Origin of the sequence: Mycobacterium sp. NS-7484, assembly GCF_001953975.1 — a bacterium.
In the GTDB taxonomy this organism is placed as follows: domain Bacteria; phylum Actinomycetota; class Actinomycetes; order Mycobacteriales; family Mycobacteriaceae; genus Mycobacterium.
The window spans coordinates 37414-57268 of the sequence record NZ_MBEJ01000122.1 but is presented as its reverse complement, the minus strand read 5'-3'; the positions used below and the strand labels follow the sequence as shown (position 1 = coordinate 57268).

The 19855-nt window shown below is 67.4% G+C and carries 21 protein-coding genes; 13 read left to right on the top strand and 8 right to left on the bottom strand.

Annotation, left to right across the window (positions count from 1 at the left end):
- Window positions 1-49: 49 nt before the first annotated feature.
- On the bottom strand, window positions 50-637 hold the full coding sequence (locus A5733_RS22240; RefSeq protein ID WP_067770227.1) for an HhH-GPD-type base excision DNA repair protein: 588 nt from the start codon (window positions 635-637) through the stop codon (window positions 50-52).
- Between the two features lie 91 nt (window positions 638-728).
- On the opposite strand from A5733_RS22240, the gene A5733_RS22235 reads away from it, so the two are divergent.
- From A5733_RS22235 to A5733_RS22195, 9 genes are all read left to right on the top strand, one after another.
- On the top strand, window positions 729-1031 hold the full coding sequence (locus A5733_RS22235; RefSeq protein WP_076241694.1) for a DUF732 domain-containing protein: 303 nt from the start codon (window positions 729-731) through the stop codon (window positions 1029-1031).
- 45 nt (window positions 1032-1076) lie between these two features.
- Complete coding sequence (locus A5733_RS22230) at window positions 1077-2276, top strand: sensor histidine kinase (protein ID WP_076241693.1); 1200 nt, start codon at window positions 1077-1079, stop codon at window positions 2274-2276.
- Window positions 2273-3067, top strand: coding sequence for a LytTR family DNA-binding domain-containing protein (locus A5733_RS22225; RefSeq protein WP_067770221.1), 795 nt, complete (start codon window positions 2273-2275; stop codon window positions 3065-3067). Before A5733_RS22230 ends, A5733_RS22225 begins: the two co-directional genes overlap by 4 nt.
- A 79-nt stretch (window positions 3068-3146) precedes the next feature.
- Entirely contained in the window at window positions 3147-3458 is a 312-nt protein-coding gene (locus A5733_RS22220; RefSeq protein WP_142254162.1) for a hypothetical protein, read from the top strand.
- Window positions 3455-5185 carry a cation acetate symporter gene (locus tag A5733_RS22215; protein ID WP_076241691.1) on the top strand — a complete coding sequence of 577 codons (1731 nt, stop codon included), beginning with the start codon at window positions 3455-3457 and terminating at the stop codon, window positions 5183-5185. The genes A5733_RS22220 and A5733_RS22215 overlap by 4 nt, the downstream gene beginning before the upstream one ends.
- Window positions 5186-5333: 148 nt before the next feature.
- Complete coding sequence (locus A5733_RS22210) at window positions 5334-5678, top strand: DUF485 domain-containing protein (protein WP_076241690.1); 345 nt, start codon at window positions 5334-5336, stop codon at window positions 5676-5678.
- The gene (locus A5733_RS22205) at window positions 5675-7306 is read left to right on the top strand and encodes a cation acetate symporter (RefSeq protein ID WP_076241689.1); all 1632 of its coding nucleotides are present in this window, start codon (window positions 5675-5677) and stop codon (window positions 7304-7306) included. The genes A5733_RS22210 and A5733_RS22205 overlap by 4 nt, the downstream gene beginning before the upstream one ends.
- A gap of 101 nt (window positions 7307-7407) precedes the next feature.
- Window positions 7408-8598 (top strand): MFS transporter, encoded by a 1191-nt coding sequence (locus tag A5733_RS22200; RefSeq protein ID WP_076241688.1) that lies wholly within the window; start codon window positions 7408-7410, stop codon window positions 8596-8598.
- A gap of 35 nt (window positions 8599-8633) precedes the next feature.
- On the top strand, window positions 8634-9947 hold the full coding sequence (locus A5733_RS22195; protein WP_076241687.1) for an acyltransferase: 1314 nt from the start codon (window positions 8634-8636) through the stop codon (window positions 9945-9947).
- A 70-nt stretch (window positions 9948-10017) separates the two neighbouring features.
- Here A5733_RS22195 and A5733_RS27275 read toward each other — a convergent pair whose 3' ends face one another.
- Both A5733_RS27275 and A5733_RS22190 read right to left on the bottom strand, forming a co-directional pair.
- Window positions 10018-10188 carry a DUF5302 domain-containing protein gene (locus A5733_RS27275; protein ID WP_139335135.1) on the bottom strand — a complete coding sequence of 57 codons (171 nt, stop codon included), beginning with the start codon at window positions 10186-10188 and terminating at the stop codon, window positions 10018-10020.
- A gap of 15 nt (window positions 10189-10203) precedes the next feature.
- The gene (locus A5733_RS22190; RefSeq protein ID WP_076241686.1) at window positions 10204-10647 is read right to left on the bottom strand and encodes a PPOX class F420-dependent oxidoreductase; all 444 of its coding nucleotides are present in this window, start codon (window positions 10645-10647) and stop codon (window positions 10204-10206) included.
- A 123-nt stretch (window positions 10648-10770) separates the two neighbouring features.
- Here A5733_RS22190 and A5733_RS22185 point away from each other — a divergent pair, with 123 nt between their 5' ends.
- Together A5733_RS22185 and A5733_RS22180 are read left to right on the top strand one after the other, a co-directional pair.
- Complete coding sequence (locus tag A5733_RS22185; RefSeq protein ID WP_076241685.1) at window positions 10771-11286, top strand: DUF1697 domain-containing protein; 516 nt, start codon at window positions 10771-10773, stop codon at window positions 11284-11286.
- A gap of 76 nt (window positions 11287-11362) precedes the next feature.
- Window positions 11363-12133: a class I SAM-dependent methyltransferase gene (locus tag A5733_RS22180; protein WP_076241723.1), complete on the top strand. Its 771-nt coding sequence runs from the start codon at window positions 11363-11365 to the stop codon at window positions 12131-12133.
- A gap of 9 nt (window positions 12134-12142) precedes the next feature.
- Here the strand turns inward: A5733_RS22180 and A5733_RS22175 are convergent, their stop codons facing one another.
- A complete protein-coding gene (locus tag A5733_RS22175) occupies window positions 12143-13627 on the bottom strand; it encodes an NAD(P)/FAD-dependent oxidoreductase (protein ID WP_076241684.1) in 1485 nt (494 codons plus the stop codon).
- Between the two features lie 100 nt (window positions 13628-13727).
- Between A5733_RS22175 and A5733_RS22170 the strand changes: the two genes are divergently transcribed.
- Complete coding sequence (locus A5733_RS22170) at window positions 13728-14948, top strand: CdaR family transcriptional regulator (RefSeq protein ID WP_076241722.1); 1221 nt, start codon at window positions 13728-13730, stop codon at window positions 14946-14948.
- A gap of 7 nt (window positions 14949-14955) precedes the next feature.
- Here the strand turns inward: A5733_RS22170 and A5733_RS22165 are convergent, their stop codons facing one another.
- The gene (locus A5733_RS22165; protein WP_076241683.1) at window positions 14956-15321 is read right to left on the bottom strand and encodes a GntR family transcriptional regulator; all 366 of its coding nucleotides are present in this window, start codon (window positions 15319-15321) and stop codon (window positions 14956-14958) included.
- A gap of 36 nt (window positions 15322-15357) precedes the next feature.
- On the opposite strand from A5733_RS22165, the gene A5733_RS22160 reads away from it, so the two are divergent.
- Window positions 15358-16071, top strand: a complete 714-nt coding sequence (locus A5733_RS22160; protein ID WP_067770313.1) for an NAD-dependent deacylase — start codon at window positions 15358-15360, stop codon at window positions 16069-16071.
- On the opposite strand, the gene A5733_RS22155 is transcribed toward A5733_RS22160, so the two are convergent.
- The 3 genes from A5733_RS22155 to A5733_RS22145 are packed head-to-tail and all read right to left on the bottom strand — an operon-like array spanning window position 16068 to window position 19693.
- Window positions 16068-16703 (bottom strand): bifunctional 2-polyprenyl-6-hydroxyphenol methylase/3-demethylubiquinol 3-O-methyltransferase UbiG, encoded by a 636-nt coding sequence (locus tag A5733_RS22155; protein ID WP_076241682.1) that lies wholly within the window; start codon window positions 16701-16703, stop codon window positions 16068-16070. The two genes, A5733_RS22160 and A5733_RS22155, sit on opposite strands and share 4 nt — an antisense overlap.
- Window positions 16696-17394, bottom strand: coding sequence for a TetR/AcrR family transcriptional regulator (locus tag A5733_RS22150; RefSeq protein WP_067770196.1), 699 nt, complete (start codon window positions 17392-17394; stop codon window positions 16696-16698). The genes A5733_RS22155 and A5733_RS22150 overlap by 8 nt, the downstream gene beginning before the upstream one ends.
- Window position 17395: 1 nt before the next feature.
- Complete coding sequence (locus A5733_RS22145; protein ID WP_076241681.1) at window positions 17396-19693, bottom strand: MMPL family transporter; 2298 nt, start codon at window positions 19691-19693, stop codon at window positions 17396-17398.
- Window positions 19694-19855: the final 162 nt, after the last annotated feature.

Below are 19855 nucleotides of genomic sequence, written 5' to 3'. Positions count from 1 at the left end.
AGATCGCGAATCCGCGCCGAAACGCGATCTGAACGCACGCTCGACGTGGCTAAGCCTTGGCCTGCTTGGCCATTTTCGCCGCGGCCTTCATTTCCTTCTTGTAGGCCCGCACCTTCTGCAACGATCCGGGATCGACCACATCGGCCACTGACATGAAGCTGCCTTCGTTGCCGTAATCACCCGCGGCCTCACGCCAGCCCGCCGGCGTCACGCCGTACTGCTTGCCCAACAGCGCCAAGAAGATCCGCGCCTTCTGATCACCGAACCCGGGTAGACGCTTGAGCCGGCGCAACACCTCTTTGCCGTCGGGATCGCCACCGGTCCACAAAGCCGTCACGTCACCGTCGTACTCGTCGACGATCGCACGCGCCAACTCCTGCACGCGCTTGCCCATCGATCCCGGAAACCGGTGTATCGCCGGGGTTTGGGACACCAGGGCGATGAACTCGTCCGGGTGGTAGTCGGCGATCTCGCGGGCGTCGACGGCACCGAGGCGGTCGGCGATCTTCTTGGGGCCGGCGAACGCCGTCTCCATCGGGATCTGCTGATCCAACAACATCCCCACCAACAGCGCGAACGGGTTGGCCTCCAGCAGGGCGTCGGCCTCCGGATCTTGGACTAGCTGCAGTTTTCCCACGTCGTCAGTCTAGGACCAGCCACGTTTTTGACGCCGGTGTCGGTCCAGTGTGGGAAAGTACTCGCGATAACCGGTGGTGTGCCCATAGGAGATGGACATGAGACGCGTCGTTGTACCGCTTTTTGCCGCGGTGGTTACCGCTATTGCCTTGGCCGCGACAGCCAACGCGATCCCCGACCAGGGCACGCCGGAGTTCGACAACTACATGCAGGGCCTGGACCGCAACGGCTTCCACTTGAACCCCGACACCGCGTGGCGGGTCGCGCATCAGGCGTGCGTCGGGGGCATCCCGGGATACATCGGATTGGAACTGGCCGCCCAGGGCGTGTTCGGCCCCGGTTCGGAGCAGCGCGTGTACGACGTGGCCCGAAAGTACGCCTGCCCGGTTCAGTAGCGGCACCGCGCGGCGGCCAGTCGCCGGTTTAAGGTTGGCCGCACGATGTCCGGCGAAGTTGCACTCGCGCTGGCCCTGGCGCTGATCCTGGCGGCCGTCGCCGCCGTCGTCGTGGTGCGCACCCGCAGGGTCGTCGCCACCCCCACCGAGCGCGCAGTACACGCGGCCTTACACACCGCCGCGCAGGCCGCCCGCGCGTTACGGCAAGGCCTGGACACCGAATCCGCCACCACCGCGGCGCCGTACCTGCGTGAGCTCACCGGCACGGCGGGATTGGCTCTGTTCGACGACGATGCGGCCCTGCTGGCCCGCGATCACGCCGATGAGGCGATCTGGCATCCCGACATCGTCGAGGTCTGTGCCGACACCGCTCGCGAATCCATCAACGCCGGACGTCGGGTGCTGCGCACGATGCGATCGACCGCGGTGGTGGCCCAGCCGCTGCTCACCGAGGGCGGCGAGGTGCTCGGCGCCCTCGTCGTGCTGGCACCGGCCAGTCCAGGCCCCGGCATGCTCGGTGCGGTCGGCGAGGTGGCCCGGTACGCCGCCAGCCAGATCGAGTTGGCCGAACTCGACGCATCCCGCGCCCGCCTGGACCGGGCCGAGGTGCTGGCGTTGCGGGCCCAGATCAGCCCGCACTTCATCTACAACGCGCTCAACACGATCGCGTCGTTCGTCCGCACCGACCCCGATCGGGCCCGTGAGCTGATCCTGGAATTCGCCGACTTCACCCGCTATTCGTTCCGCGCCGCAGGCCAATACACCACGCTGGCCGACGAGCTGCGCAACATCGACCGATACCTGACCTTGGAACGCGCCCGATTCGGCGCCAATCTGCTGGTGCGGCTGCGGGTGGCGCCCGAGGTACTCAACGTCGTGGTGCCGTTCCTGGCGCTGCAGCCCCTGGTCGAAAATGCCGTGCGGCACGGGCTGGCCGGACAGGGCGGCGGATCGGTGGAGATCATCGCGCGCGACGCGGGCACCGAATGCGTGATCACCGTGGAGGACGACGGCGTCGGCATGGATCCCGACGCGCTCCGTGCCGGCCCCGGCGATGCACTGGCCGATCGCACCGACGAATCCGCGCACGTCGGGCTGACGAATGTGGATCATCGGCTGCGCGCGGCTTTCGGCAACGACTACGGTCTGGTGGTCGAGACAGCGGTCGGTGCCGGCACCAAAGTGGTGATGCGTGTGCCGAAGTTCCGCTCGGGGATACGAGCCAGCGGAGGTGCACTCACATGACGAGCGCGAAACTGACCGTCCTGGCCGTCGACGACGAGGCTCCCGCCCTCGACGAGCTCGCCTACCTGTTGGGCCGACACCCCGACGTCGCCGACGTGTACACCGCATCCGACGCCACCTCGGCGCTGCGTGAACTCAATCAGCACGCCATCGACGCGGTGTTCCTCGACATCAACATGCCCGGCCTGTCGGGCATCGAATTGGCCGGGGTGCTGGCCAATTACGCGCACCGCCCGGCCGTGGTGTTCGTGACCGCCCACGAGGACAAAGCGGTGGCCGCCTTCGACGTCGGTGCCGTCGACTACCTGCTCAAGCCGATCCGGCAGAACCGGCTCGACGAGGCGGTGCGACGCGTGGCCGCCGGCACCGCAACCGCCCACGGCGGTGGGGCTGCGGCGCACGACGATCAGGACTGGAACGTCATCCCCGCCGAGCTGGGCGGCATCACCCATCTGGTGCCCCGCGACAGCATCGGCTGGGTCGAGGCCGAAGGCGACTACGCCCGGCTGCACTCGGCCACTGGTGCGCATCTGGTTCGAATACCGTTGAGCACCTTGGAAACCCGATGGCGCGATCATGGCTTCCAGCGCATCCACCGCTCATATCTGGTGTCTTTGCGGCAAGTGACCGGTCTGCGAAGCGCCGACGGCGCCGTACTGGTGCGGTTGCGCGCCAACGGGTCCTCACCCGCGGTCGAGTTACCGGTGAGCCGCCGACAGGCACGCGAACTGCGCGACCGGCTGGTCCGTGACCCGATGCGCTCACTGAAACCGGCGGGCACCGATGAGTGAGCGCCCCCGGCCCGCCGCCGGATCCTCTGGGCGGCCCGCGCGCGAGCGCGTGGTCCTCGCCCACCGCCGCGGCGCCCGCATGGTGCGCACCCGCGTCGAAGTCGCCGAGCAGACCCAGGTGGGCGACGCCCTGGTTCGCGGGCTGGTGCGCACCCAGCTGGGACTCGCGCTGCGGCTCACCGCGGTGGTGGTGACGATCGTCGTGACACTCGTACTCGTCAACGCCCTGGTGCCGGATCTGGCCGCGCTCAGCGTGTTCGGGATCCGGCTCAACTGGCTGATCCTGGCCGGACTGCTCTACCCGCTGTTGTACGGCGTGGGACGGATGTATGTCCGGCTGGCCGAGCAGGGCGAACGGGATTTCGTCCGGGTGGTCGACAGCGAACCATGACCGGCGCCCCGTTGACCGCCGCCGCACTCCTGTTCGCCGCGGTCGCCACCATCGTGATCGGTATGTACGGCGTCCGCCTGTCGCGCACCACGTCGGACTTCCTGGTCGCCTCCCGCAGCATCGGACCGCAGTGGAACGCCGCCGCGATTTCCGGTGAATATCTCTCGGCGGCTTCGTTTCTCGGGGTGGCCGGGCTGATCGCCAAATATGGCGCCGACGCGCTGTGGTACCCGGTCGGTTTCACCGCGGGATATCTGGGCCTGCTGTTGTTCGTGGCAGCGCCACTGCGCCGGTCGGGGGCCTACACCGTGCCGGACTTCGCCGAATTCCGGTTGGGCTCGGTCGGATTGCGCAAGGTCGCCATGCTTGTGGTGGTGATGATCTGCCTGTTCTACCTGGCGCCGCAGTATCAGGGCGCCGGGTTGGCCCTGAAAACGCTTCTGGGCGTTCCGGTCTGGATCGGCCCCCTGTCGGTGGGGGCCATCGTGATCATGAATGTGGTGGCGGGCGGCATGCGGTCGATCACGTTCGTGCAGGCGTTCCAGTACTGGCTCAAGCTCACTGCAGTCGCCATCCCCGCGTTGGCGCTGCTGGGATTGTTCGTCGGTGACCGCGGCGAATTGGGCGGCCCACTGCCGCCGACCGTGCAACATCAGACCACCGTCCAGATCGAGACCGACGTCGTCGTGCAGGTCATCGAACCGGCCGGAATCACCGTGACCGGCGATCTGGACGGCCGCCACGTCGACTCCGCCACGATCACCGCGCCGGGGCAGCACACCCTCGGCGCGGGTACCGCGCTGACCTTGGCCGCCGGTGCCGCAACGCCCGTCGTGGCCGGCACCCCGGGCACCGGCAGTGAGTGGATCGCCTCCGGTGGCGGCCTGGGCGGCGGACATCCGCTCTATCAGGTGTTGTCGATCATCGTGGCGACATTCCTGGGCACCCTCGGTCTGCCTCATGTGCTGGTCCGCTTCTACACGAACCCCGACGGGCAGGCCGCGCGCCGCACGGCCCTGGCGGTGGTGGCGTTGCTGTCGGTGTTCTACCTCTTCCCGGTCCTGCTCGGGGTGTTCTCGCGGCTGTACGTTCCCCAGCTGTTGATCACCGGAACCGCCGACGCCGCAGTGCTTTTGGCGCCGGGGGCAGCCGTCGGCGGGGTCGGCGGACAACTGCTGGGCGCCCTCGTGGCCGCCGGCGCCATCGCGGCATTTCTGGCCACGTCGTCCGGGCTGCTGGTCAGCATCGCCGGCGCCTTGGCCACCGACGTGCTGCGCGGCCGGGTGCGCGACTTCCGGGTGGCGGCGGTGGTCGGCGGACTGATCCCGATCCCGTTGTCACTGATGGTGTCCGGGCTGGAGCTGTCCCGAAGCGTCGGTCTGGCCTTCGCCGTCGCGGCGTCCACATTGTGCCCGCTACTGGTGCTCGGCATCTGGTGGCGCGGCCTGACCGCGGTGGGCGCGGCATGCGGTCTCGTGGTCGGCGGGTCGGTATGCGGCGGGGCGGTCCTCGTGGCGATCACCGGTGGCGTGGACGACGCCCTTCTCGGCGGCTGGCCCGCGGTGATGGTCGACTATCCCGCCGCGGTCAGCGTGCCGATCGCTGTTCTCACCATGGTCGGGGTCAGCCTGGTCACCCGACCCACCCCCGGCGTCGCGCAGATCTTCGCGCGCATGCACGTGCCCGAGCGGCTCGGTCTGGGTATCGAGCGCCTCCCCACCGGCTGAGCCGCCTGCCGCTCAGCCCCGACGACCGACCGTTCGGCGCAACCACGCCCGAATTCGGCGTATCGACGGCCGATACCCGCGCCCTGTGACCCACCTCTCAATTAGGTTCGGTGCCCAGTTCCCTCACAGCCGACTGTCAGGAGTACCGGTGCCCGAAATCGACCTTCCCGAGAGGGTTGCCCCGACCGGCGAGCAATTCCTCGCCACGCAGGCCAGTCCTGAATTCCAGGAACTGCGTAACCGACTGCGCCGCTTCGTCTTCCCCATGACGGCGTTTTTCCTGCTCTGGTACGGGCTGTACGTGGCGCTGGGCGCGTTCGCCCACGACTTCATGGCCATCGAGGTGTTCGGCAACATCAACGTCGGCCTGCTGATCGGGCTGGGCCAGTTCCTGACCACGTTCCTCATCACCGGTCTGTACGTACGCTTCGCCAACCGCGAGCTCGACCCGCGGGCGACGGCCATCCGCGAAGAACTGGAAGGCACCCGATGACCACCACGATTCTCGCGGCCGAGACCGTCGGCAACCCCGTCGCCAACATCGGCATCTTCAGCCTGTTCGTCGTGGTCACCATGGTCGTGGTGATCAAGGCCAGCAAGCGCAACGCCACCGCCGACGAATTCTTCACCGGGGGCCGCGGTTTCTCCGGCCCGCAGAACGGCATCGCCATCGCCGGTGACTACCTGTCGGCGGCCAGCTTCCTCGGCATCGCCGGGGCCATCGCCGTCTATGGCTACGACGGCTTCCTCTACTCGATCGGGTTCCTGGTGGCCTGGCTGGTGGCCCTGCTGCTGGTGGCCGAATTGCTGCGCAACACCGGCAAATTCACCATGGCCGACGTGCTGAGCTTCCGGCTCAAGCAGCGTCCGGTCCGGCTGGCCGCGGCCATCTCGACCCTGACGGTGTCGTTGTTCTACCTGCTGGCCCAGATGGCCGGCGCGGGTGGCCTGGTCGCGCTGCTGCTCGACGTCAACAGCCGGACCGGGCAGTCGATCGTGATCGCCGTCGTCGGCATCCTGATGATCGTCTACGTCCTGGTCGGCGGGATGAAAGGCACCACCTGGGTGCAGATCATCAAGGCGGTACTGCTGATCGCCGGTGCTGCGCTGATGACGGTGATGGTGCTGAGCAAGTTCGGGCTGAACTTTTCCGAGATCCTTGGCTCGGCGCAGTCGGCGATCTCCGGTGCCACCACCAAGGGTGTCGCCGAGCGGGACGTCCTGGCCCCCGGTGCGCAATACGGCGGCTCGTTCACCTCACAGATCAACTTCATCTCGCTGGCGCTGGCGTTGGTGCTGGGCACCGCGGGCCTGCCGCATGTGTTGATGCGGTTCTACACCGTGCCGACGGCGAAAGAGGCTCGGCGGTCGGTGGTTTGGGCGATCGCGCTGATCGGTGCGTTCTACCTGTTCACCTTGGTGCTGGGTTATGGTGCGGCCGCCCTCGTCGGCCCGGACCGCATCCTCGGCGCGGCCGGTGGGGTCAACTCCGCGGCCCCGTTGCTGGCCTTCGAGCTCGGCGGCGTCATCCTGCTCGGGGTCATCTCGGCGGTGGCGTTCGCGACGATCCTCGCGGTGGTGGCCGGTCTGACCATCACGGCCTCGGCCTCCTTCGCCCACGACATCTACGCCTCGGTTCTGAAGTCCCACAAGGTATCTGAGGCCGAGCAGGTGAAAGTATCCCGCATCACCGCGGTGGTGCTGGGCGTGTTCGCGATCGGCCTGGGCATCCTCGCCAACGGTCAGAACGTGGCGTTCCTGGTGGCGCTGGCGTTCGCAGTGGCCGCGGCGGCCAACCTGCCGACGATCGTCTACTCGCTGTACTGGAAGCGGTTCAACACCCGCGGCGCGTTGTGGAGCATGTACGGCGGCCTGATCTCGACCATCGTGCTGATCGTGTTCTCCCCCGCGGTGTCGGGCAGCAAGACCGCGATGATCCCCGGCGCGGACTTCGATTTCTTCCCGCTGGCCAACCCCGGCATCGTGTCCATCCCGCTGGCGTTCGTCCTCGGCATCATCGGCACGCTCACCTCACCCGACACCGGGGACCCCGAGCTCAATGCCGAGATGGAGGTGCGCTCGCTGACGGGTGTGGGCGCCGAGAAGGCCGTCGCCCACTAATCGGTCTCGAATGCGACGCTGTGGCTGTTCGGGAGCAATCCCGGCAGCCATAGCGTCGCATTCGGGGAAGCTCCGGCGCCCCCGGCACGTTTCAATGGCACATGCCCAAGTCCCGGGGGCGTTTCGCCTTCCCCCTCCTTGCCTACGCGTTCGCGGCCATCATGGTCGGCACCACCCTGCCGACCCCGATGTATGCGCTCTACGGCCAAGAGATGCATTTCGCGGTCCTGACCACCACCATCATCTACGCGACGTATGCCGGCGGCGTGCTCTTCGCGCTCCTGGTCTTCGGCCGGTGGTCCGATGTGGTCGGCCGACGCCCGGTGCTGCTGGCGGGCATCGGGTTTGCTTTGGCCAGCGCGGTGGTGTTCCTGTTCGCCGACTCGGTGCCGGTGCTGCTGATCGGACGGGTGCTCTCCGGCCTGTCGGCGGGTGTGTTCACCGGCACCGCCACCGCAGCTGTCATCGAGGCCGCCCCGCCGGCGTGGAAGAGCCGGGCCGCGGCGGTGGCCACCGTCGCCAACATCGGTGGGCTGGGCGCCGGCCCGCTGCTGGCCGGCCTGCTGGTCCAATACGCACCGCACCCGCTGCAACTGCCCTTCCTGATCCACATCGGCCTGGCGCTCGTGGCTGCGGTGGCGGTGTTCGTCGTCCCGGAGACCTCGGCGCGCACCGGCCGGATCGGGCTGCAGCGCCTGTCCGTGCCCGCGGAGGTCCGGACGGTGTTCGTCATCGCGGCGCTGGCAGCCTTCGCCGGATTCGCCGTGACGGGGATGTACACCGCGGTGGCTCCGTCGTTTCTGGCCACGGTGATCGGGATCGACAACCACGCCGTGGCGGGCGCGATCGCCTGTTCGATCTTTGCCGCCTCGGCGGTCACCCAGGTGTTCGCGAACCGGATGGACACCGGTCGCGCGGTGGCCGTCGGGTGCGCGCTGCTGATCGCAGGTATGGCGATTCTGACTGCGGCACTGTTCTTTTCCTCGCTCGTCGGGCTTCTCGCGGCGGCCGTGGTGTCCGGTATCGGCCAGGGCATGAGCTTCAGTCGGGGCCTGGCCGCGGTGGCCGAACTCGCCCCGGCCGAGCGTCGCGCCGAGGTCAGCTCTACCTACTTCGTCGTCGCCTATGTGGCGATCTCGCTGCCGGTGATCGGCGAAGGCCTGGCCGCACAAGCTCTGGGTCTACGCACCGCCGGCGTCGCCTTCGCGATCGGTGTTGCCGGGCTGGCCGCGATCTGTCTGGTCGCCATCCTGATCCGGGAGTCCCGCGACAAGTCCGGTATTTCTACCTAGGGACTACGCAGCTGCAAGGCCATAGCGTTGCCGTCATGACCATTGCCGCTGACCCAGCCCCCGCAAAAGCCGGGCTGTTCCCGTCCCCCGCCGAGGTCGAGGCCCAGACTCCGCCGGACCGGGACCGGGCCATCGACGTCATCCGCATCGTCTCGCTCGTCGGTGTGGTGTTCGGGCACACCATCATGGCCACCAGCACCATCCGCGATGACGTGTTCATCTGGAGCAACCTGCTCACCGCGTCCACCGTGTTTCAGGCGCTGACGTGGATCTTCCAGATCATGCCGCTGTTCTTCTTCGCCGGGGTGGCCGCCTCGGTGCAGTCGTGGCGACCGGGCTCTTCCTGGGGTGGCTGGCTGCTGAAACGGTGCACCCGGCTGTACCGCCCGGTGTTCTACTACCTGGCGTTCTGGACCGCCGCCCTCGCGGTGTTGCGGTTCGTGCTGCCCGAGCACGTCTACGAGCCGGTCGCCGGCATCTCGATCCAGTTGCTGTGGTTCCTCGGCGCTTACGTGCTGGTGCTGGCCGCCGTGCCGCTGCTGGCGCGCATTACGACCACGGCCCAGTTAGCCGGGGCGATCATCAGCACCTATGCGTTCATCGCGGCCATCGACGCGGTCCGGATCAATCTCGACGGCTACGCCTCGCTGGGCTATCTCAACACCGTGGTGTGGTTGATCCCCGGCATGTTCGGGGTGGCCTACCGGCGCAACCTGCTGTCCAGCGGGGCCGCGCTCAAGATCGGGGTCGGCATGCTCGGGGTGAACCTGGCGCTGCTGTACTTCGGGCCCTACGAGCTGAGCCTGGTGGGCATCGAGACCCAGCAGCTGAAGAACATGACGCCGCCGTCATTGCTGCTGGCCGGCCACGCAATCATGATGTGCGCGTTCGCAATTGCCGCGGCGCCGGCGATCAACCGGTGGGCACAGCGGCCACGGGTGTGGTGGCTGACCGCGATCGGCAACTCCGGGGCGATGACGCTGTACCTGTGGCACATGCCGCTGCTGCTGGGCGTGCACCTGGTGTTCGACTACCTCGGCCTGGACCGTTACGACCCGTCCGCCCCTGGCTTCGTGGCCCTGTCGATAGTGCAACTGGCGCTGATGGCCGGCCTGGTCGCGCTCGCCTTCGTCGCCCTGCGCCCCTTGGAGAACAACCCGCTGCCCCGGTGGGACGGCGGCGTGGTGAGCAGTACCGGAGTTCGCAGCGCCGCCGTGGGCCTGCTGCTGTGTGTGGCCGGTGCGGCGACGCTGACCTCGGTGGCGTGGGGCCTGAAGGATCAGGGTGTGTACTGCGTGGCGGTGATGCTGGTGGCGCTCGTGGCCGCCCGCGCACTCGCCGACAAATAACGCGCCGAGGGTGCACACAGATCGTGATTCTGCGGTATTTCGCGATCTGTGTGCACCCTCGCGTGCGTGGTTACCCGCTCTTGCGGCGGAATTCGCGCCGGTTCTCCACCGGACCGTGGGCCCGCGGCTGAGAACGACCGCCGTCCTTGTGTGCAGCGCCGCCCGACGACTGCGACTTCTTCCGCTCCAGCGCCTCCCGGAACTTGCGCTTGTTGTCGTCTTCCGGTTTGTCGTCAGCCATAGGCGCAGCGTAACGCTATCGACGGCCCGGCGGCATCCCATAAACGTGTGTGATGGGCAGTGTCAGCAGCACCCGGCGGTCGTCGACCATAACGCGGCGGTAATCGTCCCAGTCCGGATGTTCACCGGCGATGTTGCGGTACAAGGCGATAAGCCCCTCGACCGTGTCGTCGTCGGGCGCTGCGGCGGGCGGGGTGAGGATCGCGTCGCCCTCGGCCACCGCGTAGGACCAGCCGTCGTCGGAGCTGACGTGGATGGACGCGCGCGGATCGCGCCGCAGGTTGCGGGTCTTGGCCCGCGGTTCGGTGATCGACACCTGGATCTGCTGCGCGCGGGGGTCGAAGTAGTACGAGACATTCGACAGCTGTGGACGACCGTCCTGTTTGATCGTCGCCAGCACTCCCAAGGAATTGCCGCCGATCAAGGCCAACAGCTTGTCGTCGAAAACCTGACGCCCCATGAGTCGAGCGTACGTCTTTACCGACGATCCGATGAGTGTGATTGACGGCAACACCCTCGACACCGCCTCGGCCCCCTCGTTGTGGCCCCGGGGCAACCGCGGCAGGGCGATTAGGCTGCAGCCATGACCCGCTATGCCGCGTTCCTGCGGGGTGTCAACGTCGGTGGCATCAACCTCAAGATGGCCGAGGTGGCCAAAGCGCTGGAGGGGGCCGGGTTCAGCGAGGTGCGCACCATCCTGGCAAGTGGAAACGTGTTGCTGGACAGCAATTCCCAGGCCGCAAAGGTACGCACCACCGCCGAACGCGCATTGCGGGATGCCTTCGGTTACGAAGCCTGGGTACTCGTATACGACCTCGCAACATTGCGGCAGATCTCGGCGGCCTACCCGTTCGAGCGTGAGGTCGACGGCCACCACTCCTACGTCACGTTCGTCAGCGACACCGATCTGCTCGACGAACTCGCCGCCCTGCCCCCGGGCACCGGGGAGAAGGTCCGGCGTGGTGACGGCGTGCTCTACTGGCAGGTCCCCCGGGGTGCGACGCTGGACAGCGCCCTCAGCAAGACCATGGGAAAGAAGCGCTACAAGTCCTCGACGACCACCAGGAACCTGCGCACGCTGGAGAAGGTGCTGCGCTGATTTCGGTACATTCGACCGGGTGACCACCAACTCCCGGGCCAAGGTCGAACTCACCGGCGTTTCCGAAACCGCGCTGATGACCTTGCAGGTGCGTGCGCATGAAGCGCGGCGGCCCGACGGCTTGATCGACGATCCGGTGGCGGTGCAACTGGTCGACTCGATCGATTTCGATTTCGGCAAGTTCGGCTACACCCGACGCCAGGACATGGCGTTGCGGGCCTTGGTGTTCGACCGGATGACCGGCAACTATCTGCGCGATCATCCGCGGGCCACCGTGGTGGCATTGGCCGAAGGGTTGCAGACCAGCTTCTACCGGCTCGACGCGGCCGGCCTCGGCCATGAGTTCCGTTGGCTTTCCGTCGATCTGAAACCGATGATCGACATTCGCAACAAGCTGCTACCCAAGCCGGAGCGGGTCACACAGTGCGCCCAGTCCGCGCTGGACTTCAGCTGGATGGATCAGGTCGACACCGAGGAGGGTGTGTTCATCACCGCCGAGGGGCTCCTGATGTATTTGCAGCCCGAGGAGTCCATGTCGATCATCCGCGCCTGCGCGCAACGCTTCCCGGGCGGGCAGATGATGTTCGATCTGCCGCCATCGGTGTTCGCGTTCCTGACCCGCAAGGGGATGCCGACCTCGACGCGCTATCGGGTACCGCCGATGCCGTTCACGTTGACTCCCGCGCAGTTGGCCGATCTGGTGAACACTGTCCCCGGGGTGCGCACGGTGCGGGATCTGCCGATGCCGCCGGGCCGCGGCATGGTGTTCAACGCCCTGCTGCGGGTACAGCACCTGCCGATCTTCAACTCGGTACGCCCGTTGGTCGGGCTCCTCGAGTTCGGCTGAACCCCCGGGTCAGCCGGTCAGCGCGGCGGGTTCGGCGGCAGTCTGGGAGAACTTCAGGTTCGGGTCGACGACGGGGCCGTCACGAAGCATCGCCGCGTCGTAGGTGTAGTTCATCGACATCACCCACGGCCCGTCGACGCCCTGGCGGGGGATGTCGGCCACTGCCCGCTGGACATAGCCGGCCGCGAAGTCCAACAGCGGACGCGTGTGCATGCCGGGTTCGGCGATCGGCCGCACGGCGTCATGGCCGTGGGCGTCCATGTGGCTGAGCAGTCGGCAGAAATGCTCACACAGCAACCCGACCTTGAGCGTCCATGACGAGTTGGTGTAACCGAAGGCGAAGACGAAGTTGGGCACCCCGGACAGCATCATCCCCTTGTAGGCCACCGTCGACGGCAAGTCCACCGCCGCACCGTCGACCGTCAGTGTCATCCCGCCGAACAGCTGGACGTTCAATCCCGTTGCGGTGACGATGATGTCGGCATCCAACTGCCGGCCGGACTCCAGCAGGATGCCGTTCTCGGTGAACGTCGAGATCCGGTCGGTGACCACCGAGGCGCTGCCGTCGCCGAGCACGTCGAACAGATCGCCGTCGGGCACCGCGCACAACCGCTGGTCCCACGGGTTGTAGCGCGGGCTGAAGTGCTCGTCGACCGGATATCCGGCAGGCAACTGGCGCGCGTTGAACCAACGGATCACCGCGCGGGCGGCCTTCGGGTACTTCTGGCAGAACGTGTAGACGCCGCGCTGCTTGAGGATGTTCTTGCGCCGGGTCAGTGCGTAGCCACGCTCGTCGCCGAGAATCCGTTTGGCGGTGTTGGCGAAGGCGTCCTTGCCCGGAACCGACATCACGTATGTCGGTGAGCGCTGCAGCATGGTGACGTGGGCAGCGGTTCTTGCCATCGCCGGGACCAGCGTGACGGCGGTGGCGCCGCTACCGATCACCACCACCTTCTTGCCGGTGTAGTCGAGGTCCTCGGGCCAGTGCTGGGGATGCACGATGCGGCCGGTGAACCGGTCGGCACCGTCGAAGTGCGGCGTGTAGCCCTGGTCGTAGCGGTAGTACCCACCGCCGCAGAACAGCCAGTTCGCCGAGAGTTGGATCAGCGCTCCGGTGTCAGCCCGCTCGATGTCCACGGTCCAGCAACCCGCGGCCGAATCCCACGCCGCACCGAGCACCTTGTGGTGAAAGCGGATGTGGCTGTCGATACCGTTCTCGGCGACCGTCTCACGCAGGTACGCCAGGATCTTGTCGGCGGTGGCGATCGCGTGCTCGTCCCGCCACGGCTTGAACGCGTAGCCGAAGGTGTGCAGGTCGGAGTCCGAGCGAATTCCCGGATACCGGAACAGATCCCACGTGCCGCCGGTGGCACCGCGAGCCTCCAGGATCGCGTAGCTGCGGCCGGGGTGTTCGCGTTGCAGGTAGTAGGCGGCGCCGATGCCGGAGATGCCGGCCCCGACGATCAGTACGTCGAGATGTTCGGTATCAGTCATGAAACGATGGTCGCGCCCACCCTCAGCGGGCGCCAAGGTCAAAAACCACCACATTCGCCGACTTCTGGTGCACTATGCACCACCGCTCTACGGTGGACGCATGGCCTGGACACCCCCGTCACCACGGGTGAGAGAACTGATCCGCCAGTGCGCGCAGATTGTGGTCAACGCCCGTGCGGAATGGCTCGACGAGCTGGACGCCGCCGTGCTGGCCGCGAACCCGGCCATCGCCGCCGACCCCGAACTCGCGGCCGCGGTCAGTCGCAGCAACCGGGCCAACCTGTTCTTCTGGGGCACGGCCAACGTCCGCGACCCCGGGGCTCCGGTACCGCCGAACACCGGGCCGGAGCCACTGATCATCGCCCGCGAGCTGGTGCGCCGCGGCATCGACGCCTTCGCTCTCGACGCATACAGAGTCGGCGAAGGCGTGGCGTGGCGCCGGTTGCTGGAGATCGCCTTCGAACTGAGTTCCGATCCCACCGAACTGCACGAGTTGCTCGACGTGTGCTCGCGGTCGGTCAGCGCCTTCGTCGACGCCACCTTGGCCGGGATCGCCGCGCAGATCGACCTGGAACGTGACGAGCTGACCCGCGGCACGAACGCCGAGCGACGCGAGACCGTCGCACTGTTGCTCGACGGCGCCCCGATCCCCCGGCAACGTGCGGAGGCGCGGCTGGGCTACGCGCTGACGGGAACCCACACCGCCGCGGTGATCTGGAGCGAGGACCCCGACGGTGATCTGTCCGGGCTGGACCGCGCCGCCCAGGCGTTCGGCCGGGCCTGCGCCGATCCGCGACCGCTGAGCGTGCTGGCGAGCAGCGCCACGCGCTGGGTGTGGGCCGCCGGGGGTACTCACGACCTCGACGTCCTCGCGCGGTCCACCGAGCCCTACCGCGGCGTGCGCATCGCGATCGGACCGGCCGGCGACGGCCTGGATGGCTTCCGGCGCAGTCATTTCGACGCCATCACCACGCAGCAGATGATGGCTCGACTGCACTCCCGCCAGCAGATCGCCCGATTCACCGATGTCGAGCTGGTCGCGCTGATCACCGCCGACCCCGATCGCGCAGCGGAGTTCGTCAGCCACAACCTGGGCGATTTGGAGGGCGCCGACCCCGAATTGCGAGAAACAGTAAGGATATTCGTCGACGAGCAGTGCAACGCGTCACGTGCCGCCGCCCGGCTGTACCTACACCGCAACACGCTGCTGCGCCGGTTGGCCCGCGCCGACGAGCTGCTGCCCCGCCCACTTGCCGAGCGCAGCGTCCCGGTGGCCGTTGCGCTGGATGTGCTGCGCTGGCACGGCAGCCGGCCGGGCTGAGCGCAACTCAGTCGAACACGTCGTCCAGATAGCGCAACGCATCGGTCTTACCGATGCCCAACGCGCGGGCCGCCTCGGCGAACGAGTGCGCGGCCGCCGCCATCGCGGCATCAGCCGGGTCAGCCCGCGCCACGAACGTGCCGTACCGTCCCCGCGTCTCCAGCACCCCCGCCGACTCCAGCTCGCGATACGCCCTGGCCACGGTGTTGACCGCCAGACCGACCCGCCCGGCCAGGTCGCGCACGGTGGGGAGGCGGGTCCCCGGCGACAGGCGGCCCTGCCGGATGCCATCGATGATCTGGATCCTGAGTTGATCGAACAACGGCTTTTCCGCGCTCGGATCGACCAGCACCCAATCCCCCAACTCGGCCACGTGCCCAGTATCACCCAAACCGACTACGTTGGTGACGTGCAAGTGACTGTCCTGTCCGGCGCCGGTATCTCGGCGGAGAGCGGTGTACCCACGTTCCGCGACGTCGAGACGGGTCTGTGGGCCAAGGTCGACCCGTATGAGATCTCCAGTCTGGACGGCTGGCAGCGGCACCCCGAAAAAGTCTGGGCCTGGTATCTGTGGCGGCATTACATGATGGCGCACGTGGAGCCCAATGACGGCCACCGCGCCGTGGCCGCCTGGCAGGACCACGCCGACGTGCACGTCATCACACAGAATGTGGACAATCTGCACGAGCGCGCCGGCAGCTCCAACGTCTATCACCTGCACGGGAGTTTGTTCGAATTCCGTTGCGATGCTTGCGGTTCGCGGTTCGAGGGCAATCTTCCCGACATGCCCGAACCGGTCGAGACGATCGAACCGCCGGTGTGCCCGTGCGGCGGCCTGATCAGACCCAGCGTGGTCTGGTTCGGCGAACCCCTGCCCGACGACGCCTGGCAGCGGTCGGTGCAGGCGGTCAGCAGCGCCGATCTGGTCATCGTCGTCGGCACCAGTTCCATCGTCTACCCCGCCGCGGGCCTGCCCGAGGCGGCCCTGGCGGCGGGCATCGCCGTGATCGAAGTCAATCCGGAACGCACACCGTTGTCCGACAGCGCGACGGTCTCCCTGCGCGAAAACGCGACCACGGCTCTGCCGAACCTGCTGCAGCGATTGCCCGCACTACTCGGTTAGGCCGGCCGGACCGCGCGCCCGATCGCGAACTCGGTGACGGGCAACGGCACCCAGGCGGGCATCGCCAGCTCACGACGGGTCTCGGCGACCCGGAAACCGCTGTCGGCGATCGTCTGCTCCGTGTTCCGATGGGTATGGCAGTTGCCGAACAACCGCGGCCACACGGTGGCGTCGGCCACGCGCTGCATGCGGGCCCGCCAGCCCGTACCGGCGACATGCTCGAGGTAGCGCAACTCCCCGCCGGGTCGCAGCAGTGTAATCAGCTGGCGCAGAACACCATCGGGCTCTTCGATGGAACACAGCACCAACGAGCAGACCACCGCGTCGAAAGGCTCGGCACTGCGAAACGTCTCGGCAGTGTCGCTGGTGACGGTCACCGGAACCGGGGCCACCGCCGCCGCGTCGCGGGCCACCTCGGCAAGGTGACGCTCGGGCTCGATGGCGACCACCTGGGTCACCGTCGACGGGTAGAACGCGAAGTTGGTGCCGGTGCCCGCCCCGATCTCGAGCACCCGTCCGCTGAGCCCGGCGAGGTTCTCGCCGCGCAAGCGGCGCAGCGCGGGTGGTTCCGAGTTCGACAACGTCTTCCACACGCGGGCGAAGAACGGATTATCGACAGTTCGGTCAGTCACGGTTCTTCTCCTCCACTGCGAATCCCTTCAGTCGGGCGATCATCTCCACCGGCCCGATATCGGTGCCGATGATTCCCGAGACGATCTGACCGGTGCACACCGCCCGCAGCACCCGGTCGGTGAACTCTTCGACGTCCCCCCACGGAAGATACGGTTTCGAGATCAGGATGGCAGCCACTCCGTGGGCGGCGGTCCACAGTTCCAGCGCCATGGTGGTGGCGTCCCCGGCCGGGTACACGCCCTCCTCGATCAGCGCCTGCACGGCCCCGCGCATGTGCTGGAACGCCGAACTGTTGAGGGTGGCGTCGACGTCGCTTCCGGGCCTGCCCTCACCCATCGTCGCCAACCGGTACAACTCGGGGGTACGCCTGGCGAAGTCCACATAGGCATGCCCCTGGGCGCGCAACACCTCGATCGTGGACGTGTGATCGGCGGCTACGCGCTGCATCTGCTCGTCGAGCTTCTCGAAGTACCGCGAGCACACCGCGTCGAGGAGCGCATCCTTGTCGGCGAAGTGCAGATAGATCGACGGCGGCGTGACGCCGACCCGCTGGGCCACCGACCGGATCGACACGTCCTTGGCGTGGCCGGTTTTGAGCAGCAATTCTGTTGTGGCGTCCAGGATCTGGTCGCGCAGCAGCTCACCACACCCACGCGGGGCCCGGCGCCGTTTCCCAGGTTGGCCCACCACGCTAACCGGTGTCCGCCATGCTTGCGCCCGCGTGCTCCCGGTCACCCTCGGGTAGACCAGACAGATCGTCGGGGCCGGACTCGCTTATGCCGATGCGCCGGTGCAGCCGAGCCAGTGGTGCGGGCGCCCACCAGTTCCACCGCCCCATCAGATGCATGAACGCCGGGACCAACAGCATGCGCACCAGGGTGGCGTCGACGAGCACGGCCAAAGTCAGCCCGAGCCCGAACATCCGCATGAACGCCACCTGAGCGGCGATCAGCGCGGCGAACGAGATCGACATCAGCAGTGCCGCTGCGGTGACCACCCGGCCGGTGCGGGCCAGGCCGAGGGCGACGCTCTCGTCGTTCCGTGCCCGAGGAGATATTTCGGTGCCGCCGGATGCCAGCCAGTACTCCCGAATCCGGGAGACCAGGAACACCTCGTAGTCCATCGACAGCCCGAAGGCGATACAGAACAACAACACCGGCAGATTGGCCACCAGGGTGCCCGTCGGCGTCGTGCCCAGCGCGCCGAGGTGGCCGTCCTGGAAAATCCACACGAGCGCACCGAACGCCGCTGACAGCGACAACACGTTGAGCACCAACGCTTTCAGCGGTAGCACGACGCTGCCGGTGAGTAGGAAAAGCAGTACGAAGGTGATGGCCGCGATGATGCCGAGCACCATCGGCAATCGGGAGGTGATGGCATGGGAGCTGTCCCGGTTGACCTGCGCGAGGCCGGTGAACTGCACCTGGGCCGGAGCAGGCACCGCGTGCAGCGCATCGAGCTGGGCTTCCGAGGCGTCGCTGAACAGCGGTTCGTGGCTGGCGACCGTGAGATAGGCACTGCCATCGGCGATTCCGGTGCCCGACGACGGGGGGCCGACCCGTCGACCGTCGACAAAGGTGCCGCCGGGTGCGGACACCGAGACCTCGCCGGTGGCCCGCGACAGGTCGGCTGCGTAGCGGTCGATCTCCGCAGGCGGCAGTGCGGTGATGTCCGGGAGCACCACGGTGACGGCGGTCGAGGAGTCCACCGCGAAGTCGTTGCGCAGTTCGTCGCCCACTTGACGGGCCGACGCCGACGACGGCAGCACCCGATCGTCGGGGAATCCCCATTTGATGCCGAGGAACGGCGCGCCCAACAAAAGCAGCAACGCAACCACGCCGATCCCGATCGGAACCGAACGGCGCATCACGCGCTTGCTCATCCGGTACCAGAAGGTCTGCTCGACGGGCTTGGGCACCGGTTCGGGCCGGCCCAGGATGCGGCGGACGAACCGACGCACGTCGTACGCGTCGAGACGGTCGCCCAACAGGGCGATGGCGGCCGGGGCCACGACGACGGCCGCGAACGCCGCCAGCGCCACCACCGCGATGCCCGCGTAGGCGAACGATTTCAGGAAGTACATCGGGAACAGCACCATCGCCACCATCGACAGCGCCACCGTCATCGCCGAGAACAGCACGGTGCGTCCGGCGGTGATCATGGTGCGCACCAGCGCCCGATCGGGCTCGACGCCGTCGGCCAGCTCGTCGCGGTACCGGCTGACGATCAGCAGGGTGTAGTCGATCGCCAGCGCCAAGCCCATCGCGACGGTGAGGTTGAGCGCGAAGATCGAAACGTCGGTGACCATGGTGACCCCGCGCAACACCGCCAGCGATCCCAGGATCGCGAAGCCGCCGACCGCCAGCGGCAATGCGGCGGCCAACAATCCGCCGAACACCCACACCAGCACCAGGAAGCTGAGCGGAATGGCGATGGATTCCATCATCAACAGGTCTTTTTCGCTCTGACCGTTGATCTGGACGTAGATCATCGCCTCGCCGCCGGCTCGCACACTCACGCCGTCGCGGTCGTGGACCAGCTGCTCGGTGAGTTCCTTGGCGTGCTTCTGCGCACCGCTCTCGCCACCGTTGATCCCGGCCAGGATGAGCCCGGTCTTACCGTCCTTGCTGATCAGCGTTGCCGCCGCCGGGGCGGGCACGGTCCACGCCGAGCTCACCTCGGTGACATAGGGCGATGCCTTGAGTTGGGCGGCGATGTCGGTGCCGGCGGTCTTCGCGGCCGGGCTCTGGGCCCCGGCGGCCGAATCGTCGGTGACGCTGATGACGAGCTGCATGTCACCGCGGGCGAACTTCTCCGACAGCAATTGCGTGGCCTGCGCCGATTCCGAGGTCGGGTCCTGGAACCCGCCGGCCGAGAGGCTTTTGGCCACCGGGACGCCGAAGATGCCCGCGGCCACCATCACGAGGGCGGCGACCGCCAGGACACGACGTGGTGCGGCAATGGCCAGGTGGGCGATTCGGTGCAGCACTAGATGTCCTTCCCCCGGGTATCGCCGTTAAGTTAACAACGGTAAGTTGTCACCGTCAACGTCGGGTCATGCTCTACATACGGGGACCGAAGCCCGAGGGTTCAACTCCCGCTTACGCGTCGGCCTTCGTCTTAAGCGTGAGCCTTCGTCGATTTCCACGCC